The organism is Brevibacillus sp. NSP2.1 (assembly GCF_000470975.2).
Lineage (GTDB): Bacteria > Bacillota > Bacilli > Brevibacillales > Brevibacillaceae > Brevibacillus > Brevibacillus agri.
On sequence record NZ_CP048274.1, the window covers coordinates 5,166,777 to 5,189,611 of the forward strand.

The window sequence follows — 22,835 nt, forward strand, 5'->3', positions numbered from 1 at the left end:
CGCCAGTTAAACCGCCTCCTTCGCGTTTTCTTTTCGTATAACATTCGTTAACTGTTCCGCCAGCGCCCGTCCGAGATACCACGCCACCCGCGACGCCACCCCGTTGCCCACGATCCGGTATTGCGCGGAGAGCGATATGTCGTCCGGCAGCACGTACCAGTCCGGCACGGATTGAATGCGTAGGCATTCGCGGACGGTGAAACGGCGGGGCTGCGGTAGATTTACGATTCCATCCGGCGCGCCTTTAGCGAGATGCGCGGTTAGTGTTGGGCTTGGTTCGGAAAGTTCGCCCATCGGGTGTTTCTTGAAATACCTGTCGTAACCACCGGCCTCTAATCGTTGCATCACGCGCTCACTCAACGGCTGCGGGTTGTGGTTCGGAATGCCGTCCGGCGCCAGTGCCTGACAATGTGTCGGATTCATTGTCGCGCTTATCGTCCCGGCGGGCTCATTCCAATCCGCTTTCTTGTAAAAAGCCGGAGAACGGTATTCGTTCATGTTGTCGTGGATGTGCTTTAACCGATCGGGTAGCAGTTCGTAAGGAACGTCTTTCCAATTTCCTCCGTTTGGCACATGTTTTGCGACTTGTTCATCTGTAGCGGATAGATGCAACGCTGTGTGATTCGGCGGATAGAAACAATTCGCGCCGCCCGGCACGCCGTGAACGCCAGCGACTATTGCCTTTGCTGGCTCATCGAGAGCGGATGCGGTGTGTCCGGGATACTCTTTCGCGGGGACGCCTCCGGTGTGATTCGTAATCTGCACCGTCTGGCACCGGAATTGCGTCGTCACCGTCGGCTCCGGCTCGTTCATGTCCGCGACACGTTCCGCCTTCTTCACGTTCTTTCCGCAGGTATCGATAGGCTCCGGTAAATCCCCGATAACATCCCGTAGCACCTGCGTACGGTAATCCTCCGGTCGCGGCTCCGGGAACTCGAACGCGAATCCGACGTCAGCCCGCACACCTACGATAAACACGCGTTCCCTCTTCTGCGCTACGCCGTAGTCCCAGGCGTTGATGAGTTTCCATGACACGTTATACCCGATTATCTTAAATTGTTTCAGCAACGCATCGAATGTCGGGCGGTGCTTCTTTGTAATCAGTCCCTTCACGTTCTCGAACACGAACGCCTTCGGACGCTTCCGTTCGATGATCTCGAGGTAATGCCAGACGAGTTTTCCGCGCTCGCCCGCCTCGCCTGCGCCCGTTCCCGCGACAGAATAGTCCTGACAGTTGTGAGTGGCAATCAGGGGCAAGCAGTAAGAGTTGTCTTCCTTAACCTCGAAGTTAAATACAGGTAGATTACTTACGTATTCTTTTTCGAGTCGATCTACCTTAATAAAGACGTAATCATCCGTGAACTTCACCCCTACCTGTTTTCTCGCGCTCCTTACACCAGTCTTGAGAGTGAAGGAATCCTTAACGTTGACTTCTCTTCCTTCGATGTAGCGCTTACCTGCCTTGTGGCTTTGGACTAAGGAATAGAGTTTTCCTTCCGTCTTGAGTAGCAAGCGCTGTAAGCCCTCCAAGAGTTCAATGGATGTTGATGTGAAGCTAATGTACCCATTCGATGTGCACCCATCCCCGTTATAAAACCCGTTCACAAACGCCTTCGCTAGGTGGTGCGGTAGGTTCTGTGCGAATTCCGGGATCATTTTGTCGCTTGCCCTATTGCCTTTTGTGAATTGTTTGAAGAACAGCCAGTATTCTTGAGATGAAAAATGAATTTTGTAGCACGTTCTTTCTTGTGACACTTGGTACTTAATGCCAAGAGAGGTTAAAACCTGAGTAATGTGCTCTTTCTTTTTCTCATTGGCTGCTAAAACAACCCCATAATACTGCCGTTTCGTGTTCGATTTTCGTTTATGTCGGTCTCTTGTCCAACCGTCAGCGACCCAGTAACCCACCAATTCCCAAAAAGCGGTTAGGCCAAACGGCAGGTTTGTCTTGGTAGTCTTCTTCGTGGTCTGGTTTATAACAACCTCGTATTCCAACTGTTCAGGGAGTTTGCTCTCTTTGTTCAATGGAAACCCTAGGTAGTCGTTAGGAGTCAAGTCTTTTGCTTCCACGAAACCGCGCTCTGTCCAGAAAGGGTGCTCCGCCGTTGCTTTAATAGGGATACGATAATACTTTGGAGTTATCGTGTATAAATCTCCAGTGAAATCATGCTTCATAGGAACTACTACTTCACGAAATCTGCCTTTGTGTGTTAACACCTTGTCGCCCTTTTGTATCTCTTCGATCCGCTTAAATCCGTCTTGCGCGATAATGCGCTGCCCTGCCGGAAAACAAGGAGGTCCTCCTGCGATCACGTCAACGTCCGGAATGTCAGCGGGATCAATCGCGGTAATGTCGCCGTGTACGATATGGTCGCCGAGGTTATGGCGATAGGCTTTCACCGCGTTCTTATCGAAGTCGTTGGCCCATACGAGATTGTAACCGGCAGCACGTAGGCCGACCGCCATTAGACCGCCCCCTGCGAATAGTTCCGCGACGGTCAGGCCGCTGTCCGGTAATTGTGGCGTTACATCGAACGTCATGTACTCGCTCCTTTCAAATTGTCCGTATCTATCGGGATGCCACGGCTGTCCTGTAATCGTTCCCGCGCGTATCGTCCAAGACGGTTCATCCCACGGTGCGCCGTCGTTAGCCGAGTCAAATGCGTACTCGCGGTAAGCAGATACCGGCAGCCGACTTTGGTTCGGAACATCTAACATTACATCGCTCCTTTCGGAATTTGGTCCGGGGTGGAGTTGGCATGCGAGCTTTCGCATCGGTCCAGATGTTATTGCTCTGGCTGGCTCATCCCATGACATTCTGCGCAGACCGTTGCTACTTTCACCCTTTGTCGGAATTTTGCCGTTCCAGAACACCGCGATATCTTCGGGAGGCAAATCGTACCAATAGCCTCCGGGCGGAATCTTGTGCGCAAACGGTTTCTCATCGTTTCGCAATCCGTACCCGTAATGGTTACGAACGAACGTCAGTCAAACCGCCCCCGTTCGTCATATTTCGTGTTCCATGCGCTAAATGTCGCGCTTATCGTGCTTGCATGACCTGCGTTTTTTCGCGTATAATGGCAGATAATCGTTAGATGATCGGAGAGTGTCCGTCTTATGCCGTTTATACCGTATAACTTTCGCGCGGGCGACGAGCTGCCCGCCATTACCGTCGATAAATTCGGGCGCCTTTATCTCAACGCCGTCATGCGCGAGAAACTCGGAATTGTGTCGGGTCAACCGTTCAAATGTCACGTTGCCTTCGATCCGGACACGGGCAATATCGGAATCGCGCGCCCTGGCGAAGTCAACGTCGGCGACGAGGTGAGCCCGGCCTCCTTCGATGGCAAACGGTATTACGCAAGCGTGCGCGGATTCATTTCGAAGCATGGCGTCCGTCTCGGCAAGTACGTGTATATCGAGCGTCAGAACAATTGGTACGCGTTCCGCTATCAGGCGGACGAGGCTGCGCCAAGACGCTCGCGGAAGACGGATTAGGGGTGTCGTCCTCCCGTTGGTCCGGTAGTCGAGCGTCATACGGGCGGCCGTCGAGCGCGTCGTTGCGTCCGCGAAAATAGCCCATTTCGTACCAGTAGCGGTGGTCGTCGGATGGGAGGCGGTTGGTCATTCGGCAAGCACCTCCGCCATAATCTCGTCCACCTTCGCATACAATTCCGCCAGGCTCCCGTTGTTTTCGATCTCGTAGTCGACCGCGAACCCGTCCGTGTGCATTTCGGTTTCGTGCATCAGATCGCGCTCGTCGAACGTATCGCCTGCGTCGAGCATACGTTGTCGGCGGACGTCTTCCGATGCGATTACGCGGATGATGACGAAGCCTTCGGAACGGAGGCGGTCATATTCGTCAGGCTGTCGAAGGTCGGTAATTACGATGTTCGGAATACGCCGCATATCCGTTTGTTGTAGCCTGTAATCCACAATATCTCGCATGGTCGCGTTCACCCAAACGTCCGGGTTGAACGCCCGCATCGCCTGCCCCACGCCTTGCAGGAGCGCGCGGGGCTTGTGGGCTTGCGCCATTTGGTCCGGGAACAGCTCGCGGCAGACCTTGCGGATGCCGTCGCCGAATGCAAACCGGACGAATCCGTATTGGCGCGCGAGGTAGTCGGACACGCTGTCTTTACCCGCGCGGGCCTTTCCACAGAGAGCAACCTTTAACACTAGGAACACCTCTCCTTCTCTGAGTTCAACGGCGAGCACTTAAACAGCAATTTTTCTGCTTGTCTTCTCGCTGCTATGGCTTCCTCTATGGTTTCGTAAGTTCCTAAGTGAATGATCTTGTTATTAAAGCCGATTATCGCACGATATTTACCCGTGTCTTTCCGAAAATACACACCAAGAATCCCCGTCGATTCGTTGTCTGCATTTGCTCCCCATCTGTTTTGGATGTTCTCTTGGTGCGAAACTACGCGGAGATTATTCCTTCTGTTATCGAGCGGGTTTCCGTTAATATGGTCTATTACCATGCCATTCGGGAAATCGAACAGGTATCTATGAAGGGAAAAGGATCGCCGTTTTCCGTTTTCTCTTACTGATGCCCAAACGTACAAGTTGCCGGACCATTTCCCGTACCAAGAAGCGTTTACTTCATTGGCTTTATCGAAATCTTCTATGTCGATCAAAGCGATATACTCCTCGCCTTTATACCTGATCGTGATTTCCACTACACTACCGACGATCTTGTAGGGATTGTTTATAATCAAGACACCTCCGTTTCTCCGCGGGAGTCGTCGATGATCTTCACCTGTTCGACGCCCAACCATCCGCTATCGTACGTATGTCTAAACGCTTTCCCTTCTCCGTATAAGTCAAATTTCGGCTCAAACTTCGTCACTATCATCGTTGCGCCAGTAACTAGTCCAGGTTCCGTGACTTGCACGACATCCCCCACACGTACCTCCGTCGGCTGCGGCGCGTTCGTATACTCCGTAGGCACCTCGAGCTCCAACGCTCGGCGCAGCGCAATCGCACGGCCGATATGCGAGTTGAATACGTCACCTGGCGCGCATTTTGCGATGCCGCGATAGACAACTTCATTACCGCGAATCCGCCTCACCAACGCTACCACGGTTCTTTTTTTACGGTTGACCACGTATTCAACGTAGTGCACTGGTGTTATCCCTTTTTCTGCGCACGCTTTCGGCCAGAACGAGACCCTTTTTGCTGATTGCCAGCTCGCAATCCAGCTTCGTTCCAACTCCGTCACATCCCGTTTCGCCCGTTCCACGATCTCGTCGCGGAGCTGCTGCGCCGATTTCGGTTTCGTCTGCTCGACCCTCTTCGCCAACTCCGCCTTCACCGCATCGGCAATCGCCTGCACAGCATCGTCCATCGACGCAACGGTTACGCGGATGGCCGGAATGGTTATTTTGATCGGGGCGGCCGGTTGCGGAGACGGCTCGGTGATTGGCGTAAGGACTACGTATTCTTTAGCCTCGATATAGCGCCCGTCCCTCGTCCGCAGATCACCCTCAAAGTATTCGCTTACTGAATCGACAACGAAAGTATCTCCGTTTCGGTACGGTTCCTCCGCTTGAACATCGGCCGCGACAATCAAAATCCGCTCGCCCACCGCCGCCTTCCGCTTCTCCTCGCGGTACCGCACGCCGTCGATGGTCACTACGTCGGTCGGTTCGAGGACTACGTAGTCGCGATCGGAGTCGCCCGACGCTTCGAGAAACCATCCGTCTGCTACGCAGTCTTTATCTAATACCGTTATAGAGCCGATTGGCAATCCGTGGAGCATTCGGCACGATACGATCTTAACCAGTTCCCCCACGTTTGCCTTACGATTGACCTCGCGATACTCCCGTTGCACACCGTTTCCATCCGTTAAAACCGTTACATTTACGCTCATTCGATCGTTCCCCTTTCGATTATCTCGACTTCCAATTTCCGCCGCCCGAACCGGAGGGCCTCCGATCTGTCCGCGATATACACGTCCAGCCTGCGCCCTTTGATCGCGCCACCACGGTCGAGGCAAACGCGCTCGCCAACGCCCTCGATATGGACGCGCGTGCCGAACGGTAGCTCTGGCGGACAGGCGGCGGTTATGCCTTCGCGGACCCGTGCACCGGATGCGGTGATTCCGTGGGCCGGATGGTCGCGTGTTTTTCCGGTCGATTCCGGCCCTGCCGTGTACGCGGTAACTTCGTATAACTCCGTTTCTGCGAGTGGTACGGACGTAGCGACTGAGATTGCGGTGAGCAATGCGTGGATTAGCGTGATGGTTGCGATGGATGCGCGCTCCTTTCGTTAAACAGCGTCGAAGTACGGGTCTGTCCACGGGTCGACGCGCGTTACCTCTCCGCGCAAGCGTTCCGCGAGTTCCGCAATTTCCCATTGGGCACCGCGCCCCTTCCGGCGCTTGCCGTAGAAATCGAGGAGCGCCCGGAGGTTCGCCGTCAGCGTCAGGTTGGTCGCGGCAGCGTTCGGGAGGACCATGCGGGCGTCTTCGGCGGGGACTCCGGCGGCGCGCAGTTTGTCGTATGCCTCTTGTGCCGCCAGCATCGCGTCTTCGTATATTTCAATCGCACGCAACGGTGACTGTCTCGTCCAAGCTGCGGACGTGCCCTCGTATCGGTTAGTGTCCGGTACCTCCTGGTCGCCGACCGTTCTGGGGACAACGTAATCGAACCCGCCGCTCTTATCGCTCGACCCCATCCGCACGTAGCGCTGGCTCTGGACACTGAACGAAAATCCGACGCGATGTCGCGTGAGTTGCGCCAGGAGCGCCCGGCTGACGCCCTCGATTGCGAACGTGTACGTGATGTGCTCGCAAGTTGACGTGTGGCCCGACCGCGTGATGTGGCGGAACAACCGGTCGGCTTCCGTACCGCCCTCGCCGTCTGTCGCGACGTTGCCGAAGTAGCGTTCGCCTTCGAGCGCCACGATTTCGGACGGTTTGTTCGCGGAATAGCACGTACGGATCGCGGTAAGGGCGACGGCTTGGCCGTCATTTGCTGCGCCGTCTGTCGGCACGTAACCGCTGTCCTCGGCTGCTGACGCAACATTGCGGAAGGACATTGTGTCGGAACGTGTACTAACGTATAGGTGCCGTTTAAACTCGTCGCTCAAGCGTGTGTGTGCGATTAGCATGACGGACATTTGCGTTTCGGTCATCAGGTCGCCCCCTCTTCAAACGAAATCATCGCAGCATCGGCACCACGGGCCCTGTTCACTCCGCGCTCACCCCCGTACTTCCAAATCCGCCAGCCCCGCGCTCCGTCTCGTCCAACTCCGCCACCTCAACGAACGCCGCCCGTGGGACTTTCACGAGTACGCCTTGAGCAATCCGGTCGCCTTTGCGGATGAGGTACGTTCCTTCTGGCACCTCTTTTCTGGACTCGTACTCCCGGTCACCGTACCCACAACGCCACTCTTTTTCCGTAGGTTGAGTTGAGCCGTCCAGTAGCCTGTAGCTCATAGTCTTGTGCGGACCTTCGCCTCGCTCGATGTTATCAACCAGCACGCAAACTTCGCCGCGAAAATCAGCGTCTACCGTACCAGGTGCGTTACTTACGCGCAATTTTGTCTTCGCGCTCACTCCGGATCGCGGACGGATTTGCAGCTCGTACCCTTCCGGAATCTCAAACGCCAGTCCGAGCGGAACCTTCTTCGTTTCGCCCGGCGCGATGACCACGTCCTCCACCGCCACGAGGTCGAAGCCTGCCGCACCTGCCGTCGCGTATTGCGGAATTACCGCGTCCGGGTGCAGGCGCTTGATCTTTACGGGAATATCGTCCATCGGAACCCTCCGTTCGTATCTCGTTGGCTCGCGTAGCCACTCGATGAGATCGCGTTGTTCTTGCGTTATGCGGAACGTCATTGTCCGCCCTCCCTCTCGATTGCGTCCGCATCCGTGGCGAGTCGCCCTCGGAAGTTGACCGTTAATTGACAAACGTGCGCGTACGGTTTGTCGCGGAAATGCTCGATATAGTCCGCGAATCCCGACTTGCTGCCGACAAGATCGCACTGTCCGGTGTGCCCGATGAGGATGACCGTGCAGTCATCGTGAATCCGCGTCAGCACCTTACGGAGGTCCGACCGCGTGAAGTTTTGCGCCTCGTCGATAATCACCGTCATGCCGCGAATGTTCGTGCCGCGAGCGAATACGTGGGACTTCGCGGTCACCCACGCCGAACTTCCGTATTTACTCGTGCTCTGTCCGGCGATTGCCTGCGTCGGGTTTTCGTCGATTGCGAGAAGAGCGTCGACTAGCGGCTGCACGTACGAGGACTCCTTTTCCTCCTGCGTGCCAGGTCGGTAGCCCATGCGGCGCTCTTCCGTCGGGTTGAACACGTACAAGAGCGGCTTGCCGATGAGTTTCGCGGCGGCTACGGCGAGCGTCGTCTTGCCGGTTCCGGCTTTCGCGTTGACGATCGTAAGTTGACGGTCGAAGATCGAGTCGACGTACTCGCGTTGCTCGGCGGTTAGTTTCGGAGCGAATCCGAAGAACATGTTATCGCGTGGTAACGGCATTGGACTGCGCCTCCTCTACGACGAAAATTTTTCCGCGTTGCGCGATGATCTCGTACTTGGACGTGTCAAAGGCGGACATGTCCGTAATGAGGACTTCGTACTTGGGCGGGTCTGGCGTGAGGTAGTTCGTGCTTGCACCTATGCACACCAGCGTAAGAAAGACGAATCCGATGCCTAGGATAATCGCGAGTGAAGCCTCGCCATCCCTGACCGCGAAATAAACGAGGGACAGCAATAACAGTGCCATAAATCCGGACGCAACCGCCCCAAACAAATCCCCAAAGTTACTTGCCGGTTCGACCACGTTCAAAATCTCCATCTACCATCGCCACCTTTCGGATTTCGGATTATTGACCGGCCGGAGCCGGTAGGAGCGCCGGGTGGCGCCCGCCTTTACTCAGTTTCTTCGATTACGTTCTGAAACGCGAACTCACCGTGGTATTTACGTGCTGCCTCGTTATAAGCACGGGCCGCGTCGTGCTTGCTGGAAAAATGTCCGACGCACATCTTCTTTCCATTAAAACGGATAAGCGCCTGCCACTTACCGACATCTCTCCTCCACCATACCCCTCTATATCCACTAGAGTTATCAGACCTTAATTTTGTGTTAACCATATTCTGGCTTGGCGTTACAAACCGGAGATTAACACTCCTATTGTCACTTCTGTCCCTGTTAATATGGTCAACAACTTGTCCTTTTTCTGCTTTCATAATAAGCCTGTGCAACAAGAGTACTCCGCATTTTCCATCTACATGGATTGAAGTGCGCGCATATCCATTTCTCATCCTGTTCCACTTAAATTTACTGGCGAGGTTGTACCCGACCTCGTCGACTAGAAACTTCGATCCATCACTGGCGATAATGTAAAACTGCTTATCTGATTGGACAAACGTTTCCATCGCAACTGTCAGCCCCCTCTAGATCGCTGAGTCCATCGGTTTCGTATTTTTGCAAAACCGTAGGATCGAAAGGTTTCATTTTAGTTTTTAATGCTTCGTAGTGCTCCTTGGAGCATGCCTCGTACGGCGCGAGTTGGTATGTGCCACCATCAAGCGCTAAGAAACTCACACCTACGAAATCGTCCCAGTTCTCGTACACGATCCGTTCGACCTCCGGCCATTCATGCGGGCGCACCGTAATCGTGTTCGACGAGTTGTGCTCGGTGTAATACCGCTGGAACCGGAAGTACGTCTCGAACTGTTCCGCCGCGCTCACGTCGTCTTTCGTACGAGTCGCACCGGACGCTACCGGAAAGTCGATGACGAGCGTTCGGGCGTTCGCCATACGTTCCTCGTGCGTATCGCCTGGCGTTCCCACTTCGGGATGGACCGGCCATCCGAGGTCGATCACTGCGCGCGCCAACGGATCGGCCGCGTTAATCCGGATACGGCGGATGTAGTACGGCGAGTGCGACCAGTGGAGGCCGGACGATACTCCGCCCGCGACCTGCGATAACGTGCCTTCGGGCTTGACCGTGGTTACGAGGAGTGGCGCATTGACTCGGAGCTCCTTCGCGTACTTGTCCGCCTCTTGCCGTGCGACGGCGCCGAGTAATTCGATGAGGTCGCGCTCCTGCCATTCGGAAAGCCCTACGGCGGCTACCGCATCCTTAACGCCGGTTAGCGAAGTGCCGAGGAGTCGGTCGCGCTGCTGAACCGCGTCCCAATGCGGGAGTTCGAGCGTAACGAGTGTCATGCGGAGGCCAGCGCGGGCGGAACGGCGTTGTGCGTCGAGCAGCGCGGGAATGTCGAGATAAACGTAACCGTCCGAATGATAGTTGACGAATTGCATAATGTTAACGGTGGTCAAGTTGCAGACTCCGTAGGAATCGAGGAGTATCTCAAAACACGGATTAACACCCTCCGCGTTCGGTCGACGGCGTCGTGCTTCTGCTGCATTCCCCAGGCCGGGTTCGCCTTCAAGTTGCATAATTTCAAAGATAAGGTTCAGCATTTCTCGCGACGGTTTTTCTTCGAACCAGACGGAGTTGTTGCTCATTCGACGGTGATCGAGTCCGAATCGCCCGTCCCCCACCTTCGTGATGTCGTCGAACCATTTCGGCTTTTTGCTGATAGCCTCAAGCATTTCGCCGATCTTACGATGTCTTTCGAGTTGTTCTTCCGTCCACAATCCGTTAATACCGTATTTTGCGAGCATGCATTCGTAATCATCCGCGTCCATTAGAAACACTTCCGCCGTTCTGCGCACGCCCCCGACCACCACGTTCGCGCCGATGAGGTTTCCGATGTCCAAAACGTGGATCGGACGGACGCGACGGTAGTCACCATAACGTCGACCCTCGTCTTCGGCGTACAACAGACCGAGTGGGTCAGGATACGCTATTTCCAACGGTTCCAGCGACGGATCAATCTCGTTCTTGAGCACGCGGTCGATCCCCGTGAACATTTCCGCGAGTGGTTCGTGGCCGGACGCGGTTCCACCGAACGTATTCAAACGCTCGCCCTTCGGCCGGACGGAGTTGTACGAGATTTTTACGGTATGGACGTGCTCGTAACGCGGCTCCGTCAGGACTTCGAAGTAGTAGCGCAGGGCCTCGACCCACCCCTCCTTGCTGTCTCCGACGTAAATCTTCGCGTATCCGTTATCGAGTTCGGTAATCTTCGTCCGCTCAAGTCGGCGCTCTTTCGGAACCGGTTCGTATGGCGCGTTAATCAACGTCACGTTCGTGCGGATAGGTGCGAGGCCCGCCGCCATCTCCTTCGTACACTTGAATCCGGTGCCAGTACCTACAAGCAACAGATAAAACATATCGCCGAGGTCTGCCCAACTACGAATGTTCAAGAACGAGCAATTGAAGTTGGCCAGCGGATACTTTTCCGCGACTCCGCCTTCCGCACCGCCGACCCACATCGTCCGGCCGCTCAAGAACTGCCGCAGATTGAACATCGCGTCGAACAGCGCTTCCGCCTCCGCCCGCAACTCGTCCCACGGCACCGCGTACCCGATCTTGGCGTAATGTTTGGCGGTCAGCCCCACGTTATATTCGACCGCCCTCCGGCAAGTCTCGCGCCAGTTCTCGCGTCGCCCCTTCTCCGGCAGCCATCGCGAGTACGTCCGGTAGTACACGAACTGGGCCAACTCGTTCATATGCGCCGGGGCTTCCGGGTATTGTCCGATAAACTCATCCGTCAGCAATTGCGTCAATCCACATCGTCTCCTTCGCGTATATAGCGTTCATTATCGTTAATCGCGTCGATCAGCGCGTGCCTGCGCGTTACCAAGTCGAAGCACCTCCGCCGGGCCTCCGGTATCATCCGCTCGACATCCGCCAACTCATCGCGGAGATACCGCAGGTTGCGGATGGCGAACGGAGCCGACCAGTCGTCGAACCCTCGCGTCATTCCTTCGTCTTGCGGCGCAGTCCGCTGAACGCGATGTTGCTGAACACGCCGAGCAGCAGAATCGCCGCAAACGCCTGCCAAAATCCGAAGTCTACCGTGAACAGGAATGAGACGAGCGTTGATACGAGCCATGCCGTGATAGAAACGCCTGCGAACCACAACGCAATAGTCGCGGCGACAATCGCGAGTCCTGCGAGAAATGTGTGCATCATTCCGCCTCCTTAACGTCAATCAAATTTTGTCCGATCAACCACGCCAACACCACCGCGCACGCATCGGATTCATCGTCGGTCGCGAACTGGTAGTCCTCCGCCAGCCCGAGCAATTTCCGCACGCCCTTCGCCACGTCCGCCTTCTCCGCCTTGCCGCTACCGGCTATGCGTTTTTTGATGTCGGTCGGCGAAATTACGTCCGCGACCTCCACGCCATACTTGTGCAAGCCGCGATCCACCGCCGCCCACGCCCCGTAAATCGTCTGCGGCAGGCGGGCGTTACGGGATGGCGGGAGGGATTCGCGGATAATCGCCTTGATCGGCCCCGCCCGCAATTGCTCGCGAATGAACAGTGTCGTGAACGCCTCGATCACTTCGTAACGTTGCGCGTAATTCTCGTCCGTTCCCGTTTTGACGTGCGTTGCCGCGAGGAGTCGCGGTCGCCTGTTCCGCACTCCGATCGCCGCGAAACCGGGGCTGGCGAGCGAGAGGTCGAGTCCGATGTACACGTCATCCTTCGCGATTGGCGGGCACCTCCTCTATGCGGAACCAGATTCCTAGCGAGGAACCCTCGCGGGCTTTTTCCGCCACCCTATGCGCCGCCTCGTACGTGTCAAACTGCCAAGGCACATCTGTCCAAGGGCGGAGCAGATAGCCACACTCGTCAAACCCCGCAAACACCTTCACCCTGTACATTAATCCACCTCCACGACTTTTGCGTTATACGGAACGAACGTGAGCGGTCGTTCCGGCGAATTTACGACCACATTCCGGTACTCGATTCCGCGAGCCTCCGCAATCGGCGCCAATTTCCGGAACACTTCGATGGTTGCGAGTACGTCGTTCATCGCGCGATGGTGTCCGGTCAGGTCAACCCCGTGGCGTGCGCATACGTCCTTTAGTGAAGGCAATTCCGTTGGCTCAACGAGTTTGGCGAGGGCGCGAGTGCAGACGAAAGACTCCGGGTGAATATTATGTGCGTGCAGGAACGCAAGGTCGAACGGGGCGTTATGTGCAACGGCCGTAGACTCCCCGATAAACCACGCGAGAGGAATAACAGACCAATCGCCCCACAAGTCGTCGTGTAAGTCTTCCTTAATAATTCCCGTCAAATCCGTAATAAGCTCCGGCAACTCGCGTCCCTCTTCGAGACGTACGAACGTCTGAAACCGTCCATACTCACGCTCCAAATCCGTCTTTACAGCCGCGATCTCGATGATTTGATCCGTCCGATAGTCGAGTCCGGTCGTTTCCAAGTCGATGAACGTGTAAAGTTTGCTCATCACTCCGCCTCCTTTTGCTGCGTATTGGCGCGGTGTATCCCCGCATCCCGTTCGAGCGCCTTCGCAATGTCCACGAGCGCGTCGTAAATGCTATCGTGATCCTCCGTATGCAGCGTCGCGGCCAGTTGGCGCAGGTCATCGGTGGCGACGCGGACGGATGCGCGGATGTCATCGTACTTTTCCTCGATTTCGTGGGCGCGGTCGATGAACTCGGCGGGTACCTGCGGCATCAGGCGGTCACCTCTGGCATGTCCAGATGGCATTCGTGCATAACAGTAGCCTCGCGGTGTTCTTCGGAATATACGATATATACTTTGCCTTTCTCCGCGCCTACTGCGTCTTGATAGAATGCGACCCCTAGTACGTATACCTCATCACCAGAACTAAGTACCGTACGATCAACCACAAAGTCGTTATCGTCTTCATCCGCCCATCCGAAAACAAATGTCTGTTTGAGGGCTGCTTTCGGAAATTTTGTATAATCGATCATCACGCCACCCCCTTTTCGCGCAGAGCCTTGATAAACTCGTACGCGTCGTAATATTGTTGCTTGCGCCACTCCGGTTGCCGCGACTTAAGCATCGCGCGAACCTGACCGCCGATCTCCGCAAACTCCTCGTCTGTGAGCGAAAGGGCACACGCGGTCTTGTACGAGTTGAACGTCCACAGGTCGAGGTCGAGTTTCGGGGGTGTTCCGTCCTTGACCGCACGCACAACGCCAGCCAACTCGTCGAGCAGCGCCATCCGATCATCTTGCGTGATCGTGACGTGGAAGGCGGTCAGGTCCGGACTCTTCGCGTATTCCTCCTCCGTCATCGCCCATGATTTTTTCGCGGCATTAACGTAGACGATCAGGTAGTCGTCGAGGGGCTCCGCCGCTGTGCCGTACATTTCCGAGTAGCCGACCGTCTGCGCGACGTGCTTGCCTTCGGCCTCGCGCATGGAGCCGGTCTTGCTCGCGGTCGTCTGCTTCGACTTGATTTCGAGGCCAACGCGGCGACCGTCCTTGTAACGGAGGATTCCGTCTGGCTTCCCGTAGAGGGCGAACCGGTGGCCGTCATGCTCCACGACGTGGAGGCGCGTGGCGAAATCCTCCCAGGCCGGATAGCCCTCCGACGTACGCTCGACCGTGAATGGCGGAGCCTCACCAAATGTCCGCTCGTAATGGCGCTCGATGAACAGAAGGTCGCGCTGGATCATTCCGCCAATTGCCGTTCCCAACCGCGTCCAACGTCCTTGGTGCGGCGGTTTCGGTTGCACGTCGCGCTTGGCTCCGCGTAACTTTTCGTAGAGCTCACGTTTATCGGCGTTAGCGCTCGATGGCGAAAAGTACGGCTGCGACTTAAAGTCGAAGTAGCGTCGCGTCCGGAGAATTTTCGCCTGTTGTTCGCAGATCAGTGCGTCCAGTTGGTCGTCCCAAACTTCGGGTGCTGCATGCCAACGATCCATCATCGCCAAGAAATCCGTTGTTATTCCGCTAATGCAAACCACTCCTTCACACTTTTTCCTTCGCCCCACCGTTCGCTAATCTCAATGTCCGTCTTGTTCGGCACCGCGAGCGTAACAGTGTTTAACATGACCGACTCGAACTCACGAACGTCATCGAGCGTAATATCTTTCGGCGCGTACAAACCGATCTCGTCATGGATGGAAAACGCCATTTGCCAACCTTTACGTTTACACAACGCATCCAATGCGATCATCGTCAATTTCGTTTGTATCGCGGCCGACCCTTGGATGATTGCGTTCGTCGCCTGGCGCAGCGCACGGAACTGTTCGTAGCGGTCACGCGAGCGCACTTCCGGCAGTCTCCGCTTCCGTCCGTAGAGCATCTCGACGTATCCGTGCTTTTTCGCGAAACGTTCGTTTCCGTCAATCCACGCTTTCACATTCGGATACTTCGCGTAGAACTGCGCGATGAAATCGCGGGCTTCCTTTTCGTTGATTTCGAGTTGTCCCGCCAGCGTTTTCGGTCCAGTGCCGTACATGACCGCGAGGATGCCAGTTTTCAGCATCTTGCGGTACTTCGAGCCGTCTCCGCACTCACTTTCGGGAATCCCGAAAAGTTCCGCCGCCGCCGTCGTATACAAGTCCTTACCCGCGCGGTACGCCTCGATCAGTACGGGCTCTCCGCTAAAGTGCGCCAGCAATCGTGGTTCCTGCTGCGAAAAGTCACCTGACAAGATGACCATGCCGGGCGGCGCGACGAACATCTTACGCGCGTACTTTGGTTGGTTCTGAAAGTTCGGATTGTTCGACGAAAACCGTCCGGTAACGGTCGCCGCCTGGTTAAAGTTCGCGTGGATGCGGCCGTCTCCGCGAACCTGCTGCGGTAACGCCTCGACGTACGTGCCGAGGAGCTTCGTCAACTCGCGATACTTGAGCAGCAACCTGACCGCATCGTGCCGATCTTGTAACGCCTTTAGTGTTTTGACATCGGTGGAGTCGATCTTTTCGCGAACAAGCGCCTCGATTGCGGGCTTTAGCTGCACATGCGAGTTGTAGTTGATGTCTCCGAAGTGGATCGCTAGTTGCCGCTCGACATCCGCGAGCTGTCCGCGCAAGTCCTCGCCCAACTTGGAGGCGTGCTCCGCGTCCAATACGAAGCCCGTTCGCTCCATATCGAGTACAACGTCGATCAGCGGGTTCTCGATCCGCTCATATACGTCCAGTAACTTCGGTAGCCGTTTAAAGTGCTCGCGCTGGAACCGGTACAGTCGCCAGGTCAAGTCCGTGTCCTTTGCAGCGTAAACTAGCGCTACATCCAGCGGAATCGTACTGAATTGCGCCTTTCCGAATAGTTGCTCGAACGTATCGCTCGGCTCTTTGAGATACCGGGTCGCGAGATTCTTCAACGCATACGACGGTTCGTTCTCGTTCAGAATGTGCATCGCAATCTGCGTATCCCACCGGAGGCCGCGCATCCGAATCCCGTGCTTAATGAGCATGTGCGCGTCGAACTTGTAATTGTGAAGCACCTTGCCGACCGATTCGTCTTCCAACACCGGTTTCAGCCGCGCAAGTACATATTCACGCTCCAACTGCTCGCCCTCATCGTGCCCGACCGGAATGTAAACGTGATAGTTCGCGTTCGGAAGCGTCAGCGAAACGCCTACGATCACATCTGAGTCGTAGTAGTCCAGCCCGGTCGTCTCCGTATCGACCGCGACGATCGACTCATTCGCGAGGTCCGCCACCAACTCGTCCATCTGCATGACCGTTTGGATGAGGCGGTAGTGAGGCGGAGTGTTCCGTACCATCTCCGCCAACTTGTCCGCCTTCTGCCGCTCGTTCAACTCCGCCCATAACCGGAGCGCCTCCGCCTTGCTAAACCGCTTGCCATCGGTCGGGTAACCGCCTAAAGTACCCGACTCCATCGCGTGTTTTACCGCAAGCAAACGTTCTCGGTCCGTATCAGAGTTTTTCATCGCGAGAATCCGTTCCCACGCCTGCTCGATCGTCTCGGCCGCCTTCTTCCGCTCGACCGCCACCTCGACCCGTTTCGCGGCCTCTGCGGACTCGGCCGTTGGGGAACGGAGGTTTAAACGGAGGGATACGTTCACGCTGCGTCACCGCGCAGGTTTACGACGGATTCGACGGGGGCAACGAGTTTAAGCTGCTTATGTGGGAGCATATAAACAAAACCTTCGTGATCGTAGACGTTACCTCCCCGGACGTGCTTTACCTCAAAGAATGATCCGTCTGGCAACGCGCACGGGCTATCGACCACTTGAGCGAAGTCACCGACCTTAAACTCGCCCACCTCGCGGCCGATTGCGTGCCATTTCGCTTCGATCTCGTGGAGTTCCAGTTTCCGCTTGGCCTCCGTAATTTCTTCGTCAGTAGCGCGAGTCAATTGGCTCGGCGTGTGGATGTCGGCGCCCACTCCGTTTAGGTGTTCCGTACCATATACGTACTGCCCCGGTCGGTCATCTCGCGTAATTTTAACGATCTTACCGTAATTACCGTGTCCGGATTGTACGACCTTCGCGTAATCCCCGACTCTCAATCGCTGTGCTTCCGCCTCCACACGCTTAACCTCCGCCAGTTGCGCCTCCATTTCGGCAACCTTCGCCTTGGTCGCGGCAAGTTCCGTTTCGAGTGCGGACAGGGACGGAGCTACCGGTTCGAGTACGAGATATTCGTTGTCATCGCGATCCAACGACAGTTCATCCCCGTCATCGTCCGTAACCATCACGTCCTCGCCATCGATTCCGTTCACCGCGTACACTTTCCCCTTGGTAAGGAACGTGTATTCATCGGTCGTGCAGACAACGAACGCATCCCCTTCGCGAACAGGACGGTCGACCTTGCGGTACTGCTTGCCGTCGTGAACGATGATGTCTGCGGGAGCGACCGGTTCCAGGACGACGTATTCGCTGTGGAACACGATTGTTCCGTGCTCTTTAACACAGCATTCATCAGTGAAAACTAATTCAACGGTAAACACATCGCCATCTTTGTACGTCCTAAACGGAGAATCCGCGTCTACAATCTTGATCTTCTCGCCAACCTGCGCCTTACGCGCTACCTCACGATATTGAACTCCGTCAATTGTCGTCATCATATACTAAACCGCCTCCATCATCGTTTTATTTTCGGAGCCTGTCCGCATTCCCACCGTCAACTTCCGCCACTTCTCGTCAATCGCGCCCGCAGCCGCCCAATACTCGCTCTGACCCGTACACGGCACGATGTAGCACGCGTCACCCGCCACGCCGATCATGTAGTCGACCTCGTCCGGCCCATACGTTTCGCCGCTATTGCGCGTTCCGTTGAGCACGTAGTAGCCGCTATCTCCGCCCTTGTCCGCCCGGAACCGGAGCGACTTCACCTGGAACGTCTGCCATTCGCCCGACCCCGGCTCCTTCGCGACCAAATCGTACACTTCCGCCGCGACCGGATCGGCCACCTCGTAGCCTGCCGCAAGGAGCGCAGTCATGGCGATTAGTTCCGCGTGAGTTCCGATGTTGCTCGTATGGCTCGCCATCCGTCCGCCTCCCTTCGCCTAAAACGGCAAGTCATCGTCTGAGATTTCGATAGGTTTATCGGTCGCGTCCGGAGTTGTACCGCCTGTGCTCGCGCCTGCCCCGAGCGTCAGTCCGAGGATCCCGATGTCAAATCCGGCCACGACGAGGTTCTTGATCTGCTCCGTCTCGTCCGCGACGTACAAGCAATCCTCGAACAGTGCGAAATCGAACGGTTTCTCGCCGCACTTGGCGAAGTTTGCGCGCTCGGCATCCGTCAGGTCTTCGTCCATGTCGAGGATTGGCGTGAGCGTGACGGCCGTGTCCGTGGAAGAACCGGACTTGGACAGTTCGAACGCGATCTTGTCGAGCTTTTTCGCGTACTTCTGAATGGCGGCGATGATCGTTTTCGCTTGTTTCGCGGACAAATCGACTACGATGTCCTCGCCGGTTTCGAGCGATCCGAAACCCATCAGGTAGCGCGGCTTCCCTTTGAAGAGGTACGCAGCGTCCGAATGTTCCTTGGCGGCCGCCTCGTCGCCAGCCTCACGCGCCTTCTTAGCGAGTCCGTAGTAGTAGTCGGCCGCGCGGTCCCACACCGTCGGGTTCCCCGTAATGAACCCTTTCGCGTTACGTTCCGCAGGCTTTTCGGGGACGAACGTATTCACCTTTTTAAAGATCGAGTATCCGTAATACTCGGCGGAATCCTCGGCGGATTTCACACGCACCTTGAGCGTCGTACCGGACGGGAACGCCACCAGGGCGCTACCGCCTCCGTCCTTCTCCGCTGTTGCGGACGCAACCGCTTCGGAACCGCGCTTCGTAAAAATACTCATCGTACAACATCGCTCCCTTATCGTATTGGTTTCGTTACACCGCGCAATACAGCGTCAGCTATAGTCGCGCAGCATCCACGCCATCAGGCGGTCGCCGAGCGGCCCGTCCGGCACTCGACTAACGCGGAACACCTGGAACATCTTGAACTGCGGCGGCTGGCGGTCGGGGCGGCGGCCCCTTCGCCGATTACGTTGTGCCATCGTTACATCGCGCTCCTTTCGTATCTTTCTCGTTTCGGACACCGGAATTTCCCGCGTCCGCAAGACGGCGTAAGCGTTGCGCGCCGACTTTATCCCGATACACGGCCGCGCTGCGGAAGGTAACGGGCAGTCTCGCTTACTCCGCCTTGTCGACGCGAGATGGGCGGTCCCATCTCGGCCGTTTCCTCTAATAGTAGGCGGCGACCGTCTTCGCAATCGCTCGCTTGTTGCCGATAACCCTGCGTAGCTCTTCGTCCAATTCCGCTATTGCCGTATGGAGCGCGTTAATCCGCGCCTGGCACGCGATACGAACCGCCTCCGACCGAGATTTGACCATTCGAAGGTTGATCTGCGCAATCTCGACGACAATCTCCGCTTTTTCCACCGCAATCCTACGTGCAGTCTCGCGTTCCTTGCGTTCCGCATTACGTAGCTCTTTCGCCACCATTTCGCGCACTTTATCGCGAATGGCGGCTACGACCGGCTCGGTCTTGAATACGGTGACGACGACGGGGCCGCGCTCGTCGTGACGGACGATATAGCACGCGCCGCCATAAGCGTAGAGCACGCCTGACTTGCCGTCCGCCCCCGTGACCTCGGCTATGTGCGTCGCTCTCCGGACGTTTACGCCGATCCGGCTACGCGCCTGCTCGACCGTACCTCCGAAATCCTTTACGTATTCTTCCGCCGCATGCTGTGATACGCGGACTCGACCGTCGATCATGCGAGCCTCACCGCCTTGGCGCGAACCAGGCCGTGGCTGCGGCGATGGCGACCTCCGTACTCATCGTAATCGAACGCGGTGCCTTCGCATACTTCGCGTAGAAAGCGTTCGTAGGCGGATGGGCTGGCGCTGGTGATGCGCAGGTATGTCGAGCGAAATTGCGAAACTTCTTCGGTGCGGTTGCGTATAGTATCGTAAGTCATCGTTATCCCTCCGTGTGGTTAGCGTTGTACTAGCGTAGGAAAGCGTGACAAATATGCTTGACAAAATAGTGTCAAACTTATAAAGTAGTAAGTGTGGTTAAAATAATTGGAAAAAACCTACAGACGTTGATTATACGCAGCAATGACGGTTATACTTATGTTGAGGGGCGGAATTACGGCACAACGCCTAAGTACCGTAATTCCGATGGCCTCGCTAGACCGCGAGGTAGTCTTGGATGTCGCCAAAGCGATTGCCGTCGTAGTGGCGAGCAAGGGATTTCAACTTCCGGTCTACTGTGTTTCGCGAAAGACCCAGCGCTTTGCCGAGCGCGTTAAGGGTCTTGTGTCGGGGGAACTCTTCGATGATTGCCGTCATCGTCGAGTCAAACTGAATCTTGGCGGATTCGAGAAGGTAGTCGATGAGTATTAACTTATCGGCTTCTTTCTTTTTAGACATCTTGGTAATCACTTCTTCTTCGAGATTAAACGAACTAACAAGATAGTTTGGGTCGTTCTGATTACTTCCCTCGTCGTCGGTCATTGGTTGAATAGGTATCTCTCGATACTTCCGGACCCGCATGTACCTATAACGATCTCTCTTCGCGTTTTTATAACAAAAACTTAGTAGACTTACAAAGTCACCGCCTTTGAACGATGCGACCGCTTTGCAAAACACTTCATTAAACAAGGAGCAGTCATCTGGTCGTTGCGTACTAATTCTCCAAGATCGGCAGATAGACCGATATAGGTCATCCAAAAGGTCCTTGTTGCCTGTTTCGAAGTAGTCGTTTGCGGTATTATTCAGTTTTTCTTTATCCAAGTAGCTCACCTCTTTTGTGGTATATACTTCTTATAACGACTAAGATTGAAAAGTGTACAAGTTCTTGGTAAGTTTTTTTAGAATTAGACTTCAATAGACAACGAGGTGCCTCCGATGTCATTCAAGGTCGGTAGGTGCCTGCTCGCCGATAGATTACGTGAGGCGAAGATGACGCAGCAAGAACTTTGCGAAAAGCTCGACATGCCTCCGTCTCAAGTATCCGACTGGGCAAACGATGTAAAGAAGATGTCGCTCGGGAACGCAAAAACCGTAGCGCACGCTCTGCGCATCCACATTGACGATCTGTACGAATGGATTCCCGTCAAGCCCACGGAAAGAAAGCGAGCAAGGCGCCGTAAAGAGTAGGTCTTTCCTACTCCTGGCCTTGATTACTCTTTAAAGAGAACTGACCACGGTTCAATCATACCAAATTTTGTCGAACTTGCACCTCGGAAATTGTCGACTTATTGCGACAAAAGCGGAAAACCCTTCCATCCGTATTTTACCGCGCCTTCCACGATCCCCCTCACCTCCTCCGCCGACCTCACCTCGTTCACATCCTTGTACTCCTTCGGAATCACCACGTCATACAATTCGCAATAGCCCGCCATCTTCTCGACCACCTGCGCCTTTAACTTCGCCCCGGCCTCGTCATTGTCCGTCGCGACCCGCAGCTCCTCTATCGGACTTTTTCGCAACAGTTCCGCCTTTGCCTCGCCAAACGCGCTACCACCGACCGCCACCGCAGGCACTCCGGCCGTCCACAGATACATCGCGTCAATCTCCGCCTCCACCAGCACCGAACGCCGAATATTACGCTCGTACACGATATGTAATCCGTATACCATCTCACGGATCGGACGGCCTCCCTTCACGTACCAAAACGTCTTCTCGTCGACACGTCGGTACTTCACGTTACCCAACGTGCCATCCGCGTTAAACCACGGTATTGTTACGGCGCGGTGGCGTGGTGAATACCCAGTGCCGAACATCCGCTGCACCTCTTCGGATATGCCGCGCGAAGAAAGATACGGATGGGGCGCGGCATACTCGTCCAGGATGCGGACGTCGAGCGGTCGGTCCGGTTCGGCGGGCGGGCGTAGGGTCACCGACATGTCAAGCGTTAACTCGTCGGGACCGACCGTTACCCCGCCGCCATAACCGTAGCGCCACCGTAAGTATTCACGCGTCTCCTCCTCCGTTTCGTTGCGGAGGAAGGCGAGGAGCTTGACGGGACCACCGCGCTGGTACTCCGGATCGGACGCGCCGTAATCCTGCCAGTACCCGGCCTTTGCGTTGGCTACCGGATTGTCCCGGAGCCATACGTAGAACGAGGGCGTTCGGTCATAACGGAAAGGGCTCGCGGCGACTAGCTTGTCCTCCGTCCACGTGGCGCGGGTCCACGGGAAGGTGGCGAGTTCGCTCCGCATGTCCAACTCCATAGGTAGTCACTCCTTTCAACGGCAGAAAACCTCCGTCGATTTCGTGGCTACTGGCGTAGCCTTGGCGCAAGGGGAGCGCCAGTCGTTTCGGGGAGGCTGAATCGGGGGTCGGCGTTGAGGGGGTGCCGACTATATAGTTGAGGGGGTTGCGGCGGGGATGCCGCTTTCGGAATCGCGCGGGGTGGGTGCGCGATTTTTTGTAATGTGGTATACTTTCTTTGGTTAAATTTTCATATAGCGTTATCTGTGTATAACTATAAAACTTTAGGATAATACTGTCAATAG

31 protein-coding genes are annotated in these 22,835 nt (G+C 55.7%); 3 read left to right on the forward strand and 28 right to left on the reverse strand.

What is annotated here, in order from left to right:
* Positions 1 to 6: 6 nt before the first annotated feature.
* The gene (gene dcm, locus M655_RS25285) at positions 7 to 2,718 is read right to left on the reverse strand and encodes a DNA (cytosine-5-)-methyltransferase (RefSeq protein ID WP_035423312.1); all 2,712 of its coding nucleotides are present in this window, start codon (positions 2,716 to 2,718) and stop codon (positions 7 to 9) included.
* 399 nt (positions 2,719 to 3,117) lie between these two features.
* Here dcm and M655_RS25290 point away from each other — a divergent pair, with 399 nt between their 5' ends.
* Positions 3,118 to 3,498 carry a hypothetical protein gene (locus M655_RS25290; RefSeq protein WP_026558373.1) on the forward strand — a complete coding sequence of 127 codons (381 nt, stop codon included), beginning with the start codon at positions 3,118 to 3,120 and terminating at the stop codon, positions 3,496 to 3,498.
* Between the two features lie 126 nt (positions 3,499 to 3,624).
* Here the strand turns inward: M655_RS25290 and M655_RS25295 are convergent, their stop codons facing one another.
* The 4 genes from M655_RS25295 to M655_RS28190 form a co-directional block, all read right to left on the reverse strand.
* The gene (locus M655_RS25295; RefSeq protein ID WP_026558374.1) at positions 3,625 to 4,179 is read right to left on the reverse strand and encodes a deoxynucleotide monophosphate kinase family protein; all 555 of its coding nucleotides are present in this window, start codon (positions 4,177 to 4,179) and stop codon (positions 3,625 to 3,627) included.
* Positions 4,179 to 4,640 carry an HNH endonuclease gene (locus tag M655_RS25300; RefSeq protein WP_286085926.1) on the reverse strand — a complete coding sequence of 154 codons (462 nt, stop codon included), beginning with the start codon at positions 4,638 to 4,640 and terminating at the stop codon, positions 4,179 to 4,181. The genes M655_RS25295 and M655_RS25300 overlap by 1 nt, the downstream gene beginning before the upstream one ends.
* 77 nt (positions 4,641 to 4,717) lie before the next feature.
* Positions 4,718 to 5,875, reverse strand: coding sequence for a hypothetical protein (locus tag M655_RS25305; protein ID WP_026558375.1), 1,158 nt, complete (start codon positions 5,873 to 5,875; stop codon positions 4,718 to 4,720).
* Positions 5,872 to 6,105 (reverse strand): 3D domain-containing protein, encoded by a 234-nt coding sequence (locus M655_RS28190; protein ID WP_353505648.1) that lies wholly within the window; start codon positions 6,103 to 6,105, stop codon positions 5,872 to 5,874. Before M655_RS28190 ends, M655_RS25305 begins: the two co-directional genes overlap by 4 nt.
* On the opposite strand from M655_RS28190, the gene M655_RS25310 reads away from it, so the two are divergent.
* Positions 6,071 to 6,277 (forward strand): hypothetical protein, encoded by a 207-nt coding sequence (locus M655_RS25310; RefSeq protein ID WP_035423313.1) that lies wholly within the window; start codon positions 6,071 to 6,073, stop codon positions 6,275 to 6,277. The genes M655_RS28190 and M655_RS25310 overlap by 35 nt on opposite strands.
* On the opposite strand, the gene thyX is transcribed toward M655_RS25310, so the two are convergent.
* The 22 genes from thyX to M655_RS25420 form a co-directional block, all read right to left on the reverse strand.
* A complete protein-coding gene (thyX, locus tag M655_RS25315) occupies positions 6,274 to 7,125 on the reverse strand; it encodes an FAD-dependent thymidylate synthase (protein WP_026558376.1) in 852 nt (283 codons plus the stop codon). The genes M655_RS25310 and thyX overlap by 4 nt on opposite strands.
* Positions 7,126 to 7,195: 70 nt before the next feature.
* The gene (gene dut / locus M655_RS25320) at positions 7,196 to 7,765 is read right to left on the reverse strand and encodes a dUTP diphosphatase (protein ID WP_035423358.1); all 570 of its coding nucleotides are present in this window, start codon (positions 7,763 to 7,765) and stop codon (positions 7,196 to 7,198) included.
* Positions 7,766 to 7,842: 77 nt separating this feature from the next.
* Positions 7,843 to 8,499 carry a PhoH family protein gene (locus M655_RS25325; RefSeq protein WP_026558378.1) on the reverse strand — a complete coding sequence of 219 codons (657 nt, stop codon included), beginning with the start codon at positions 8,497 to 8,499 and terminating at the stop codon, positions 7,843 to 7,845.
* Positions 8,480 to 8,818 carry a hypothetical protein gene (locus M655_RS25330; RefSeq protein WP_026558379.1) on the reverse strand — a complete coding sequence of 113 codons (339 nt, stop codon included), beginning with the start codon at positions 8,816 to 8,818 and terminating at the stop codon, positions 8,480 to 8,482. Before M655_RS25330 ends, M655_RS25325 begins: the two co-directional genes overlap by 20 nt.
* A 74-nt stretch (positions 8,819 to 8,892) precedes the next feature.
* Positions 8,893 to 9,399, reverse strand: coding sequence for an HNH endonuclease (locus tag M655_RS25335; RefSeq protein WP_152344140.1), 507 nt, complete (start codon positions 9,397 to 9,399; stop codon positions 8,893 to 8,895).
* Complete coding sequence (gene nrdJ / locus M655_RS25340; protein ID WP_081414795.1) at positions 9,374 to 11,608, reverse strand: ribonucleoside-triphosphate reductase, adenosylcobalamin-dependent; 2,235 nt, start codon at positions 11,606 to 11,608, stop codon at positions 9,374 to 9,376. The genes M655_RS25335 and nrdJ overlap by 26 nt, the downstream gene beginning before the upstream one ends.
* A gap of 53 nt (positions 11,609 to 11,661) precedes the next feature.
* Positions 11,662 to 11,862 carry a hypothetical protein gene (locus M655_RS25345; RefSeq protein ID WP_026558381.1) on the reverse strand — a complete coding sequence of 67 codons (201 nt, stop codon included), beginning with the start codon at positions 11,860 to 11,862 and terminating at the stop codon, positions 11,662 to 11,664.
* Positions 11,859 to 12,071, reverse strand: a complete 213-nt coding sequence (locus tag M655_RS25350; protein ID WP_026558382.1) for a hypothetical protein — start codon at positions 12,069 to 12,071, stop codon at positions 11,859 to 11,861. Before M655_RS25350 ends, M655_RS25345 begins: the two co-directional genes overlap by 4 nt.
* Entirely contained in the window at positions 12,071 to 12,529 is a 459-nt protein-coding gene (locus M655_RS25355) for a crossover junction endodeoxyribonuclease RuvC (protein WP_286085927.1), read from the reverse strand. The genes M655_RS25350 and M655_RS25355 overlap by 1 nt, the downstream gene beginning before the upstream one ends.
* A gap of 55 nt (positions 12,530 to 12,584) precedes the next feature.
* Complete coding sequence (locus M655_RS25360) at positions 12,585 to 12,770, reverse strand: hypothetical protein (protein ID WP_026558384.1); 186 nt, start codon at positions 12,768 to 12,770, stop codon at positions 12,585 to 12,587.
* Entirely contained in the window at positions 12,770 to 13,357 is a 588-nt protein-coding gene (locus M655_RS25365) for a 3'-5' exonuclease (protein ID WP_026558385.1), read from the reverse strand. Before M655_RS25365 ends, M655_RS25360 begins: the two co-directional genes overlap by 1 nt.
* A complete protein-coding gene (locus tag M655_RS25370; protein WP_026558386.1) occupies positions 13,357 to 13,587 on the reverse strand; it encodes a hypothetical protein in 231 nt (76 codons plus the stop codon). Before M655_RS25370 ends, M655_RS25365 begins: the two co-directional genes overlap by 1 nt.
* Positions 13,587 to 13,847 carry a hypothetical protein gene (locus M655_RS25375; protein ID WP_026558387.1) on the reverse strand — a complete coding sequence of 87 codons (261 nt, stop codon included), beginning with the start codon at positions 13,845 to 13,847 and terminating at the stop codon, positions 13,587 to 13,589. The genes M655_RS25370 and M655_RS25375 overlap by 1 nt, the downstream gene beginning before the upstream one ends.
* The gene (locus tag M655_RS25380) at positions 13,847 to 14,809 is read right to left on the reverse strand and encodes a hypothetical protein (protein WP_152344141.1); all 963 of its coding nucleotides are present in this window, start codon (positions 14,807 to 14,809) and stop codon (positions 13,847 to 13,849) included. Before M655_RS25380 ends, M655_RS25375 begins: the two co-directional genes overlap by 1 nt.
* A 17-nt stretch (positions 14,810 to 14,826) precedes the next feature.
* Positions 14,827 to 16,920 (reverse strand): DNA polymerase, encoded by a 2,094-nt coding sequence (locus M655_RS25385; RefSeq protein ID WP_026558388.1) that lies wholly within the window; start codon positions 16,918 to 16,920, stop codon positions 14,827 to 14,829.
* On the reverse strand, positions 16,917 to 17,924 hold the full coding sequence (locus tag M655_RS25390; RefSeq protein ID WP_026558389.1) for a hypothetical protein: 1,008 nt from the start codon (positions 17,922 to 17,924) through the stop codon (positions 16,917 to 16,919). The genes M655_RS25385 and M655_RS25390 overlap by 4 nt, the downstream gene beginning before the upstream one ends.
* Positions 17,925 to 17,927: 3 nt before the next feature.
* Positions 17,928 to 18,347 (reverse strand): group I intron-associated PD-(D/E)XK endonuclease, encoded by a 420-nt coding sequence (locus M655_RS25395; protein ID WP_051353977.1) that lies wholly within the window; start codon positions 18,345 to 18,347, stop codon positions 17,928 to 17,930.
* An 18-nt stretch (positions 18,348 to 18,365) separates the two neighbouring features.
* Positions 18,366 to 19,160, reverse strand: coding sequence for a hypothetical protein (locus tag M655_RS25400; RefSeq protein ID WP_026558390.1), 795 nt, complete (start codon positions 19,158 to 19,160; stop codon positions 18,366 to 18,368).
* Between the two features lie 54 nt (positions 19,161 to 19,214).
* Positions 19,215 to 19,361, reverse strand: coding sequence for a hypothetical protein (locus tag M655_RS25405; protein WP_286085928.1), 147 nt, complete (start codon positions 19,359 to 19,361; stop codon positions 19,215 to 19,217).
* Positions 19,362 to 19,548: 187 nt separating this feature from the next.
* Entirely contained in the window at positions 19,549 to 20,085 is a 537-nt protein-coding gene (locus tag M655_RS25410) for a hypothetical protein (protein ID WP_026558391.1), read from the reverse strand.
* On the reverse strand, positions 20,082 to 20,288 hold the full coding sequence (locus M655_RS25415; RefSeq protein WP_026558392.1) for a hypothetical protein: 207 nt from the start codon (positions 20,286 to 20,288) through the stop codon (positions 20,082 to 20,084). The genes M655_RS25410 and M655_RS25415 overlap by 4 nt, the downstream gene beginning before the upstream one ends.
* Positions 20,289 to 20,502: 214 nt before the next feature.
* Entirely contained in the window at positions 20,503 to 21,108 is a 606-nt protein-coding gene (locus M655_RS25420; protein WP_026558393.1) for a hypothetical protein, read from the reverse strand.
* A 168-nt stretch (positions 21,109 to 21,276) separates the two neighbouring features.
* Between M655_RS25420 and M655_RS25425 the strand changes: the two genes are divergently transcribed.
* A complete protein-coding gene (locus M655_RS25425) occupies positions 21,277 to 21,474 on the forward strand; it encodes a helix-turn-helix domain-containing protein (RefSeq protein ID WP_286085929.1) in 198 nt (65 codons plus the stop codon).
* A 98-nt stretch (positions 21,475 to 21,572) separates the two neighbouring features.
* Here the strand turns inward: M655_RS25425 and M655_RS25430 are convergent, their stop codons facing one another.
* Positions 21,573 to 22,550, reverse strand: coding sequence for a toprim domain-containing protein (locus M655_RS25430; protein WP_026558395.1), 978 nt, complete (start codon positions 22,548 to 22,550; stop codon positions 21,573 to 21,575).
* Positions 22,551 to 22,835 lie beyond the last annotated feature (285 nt).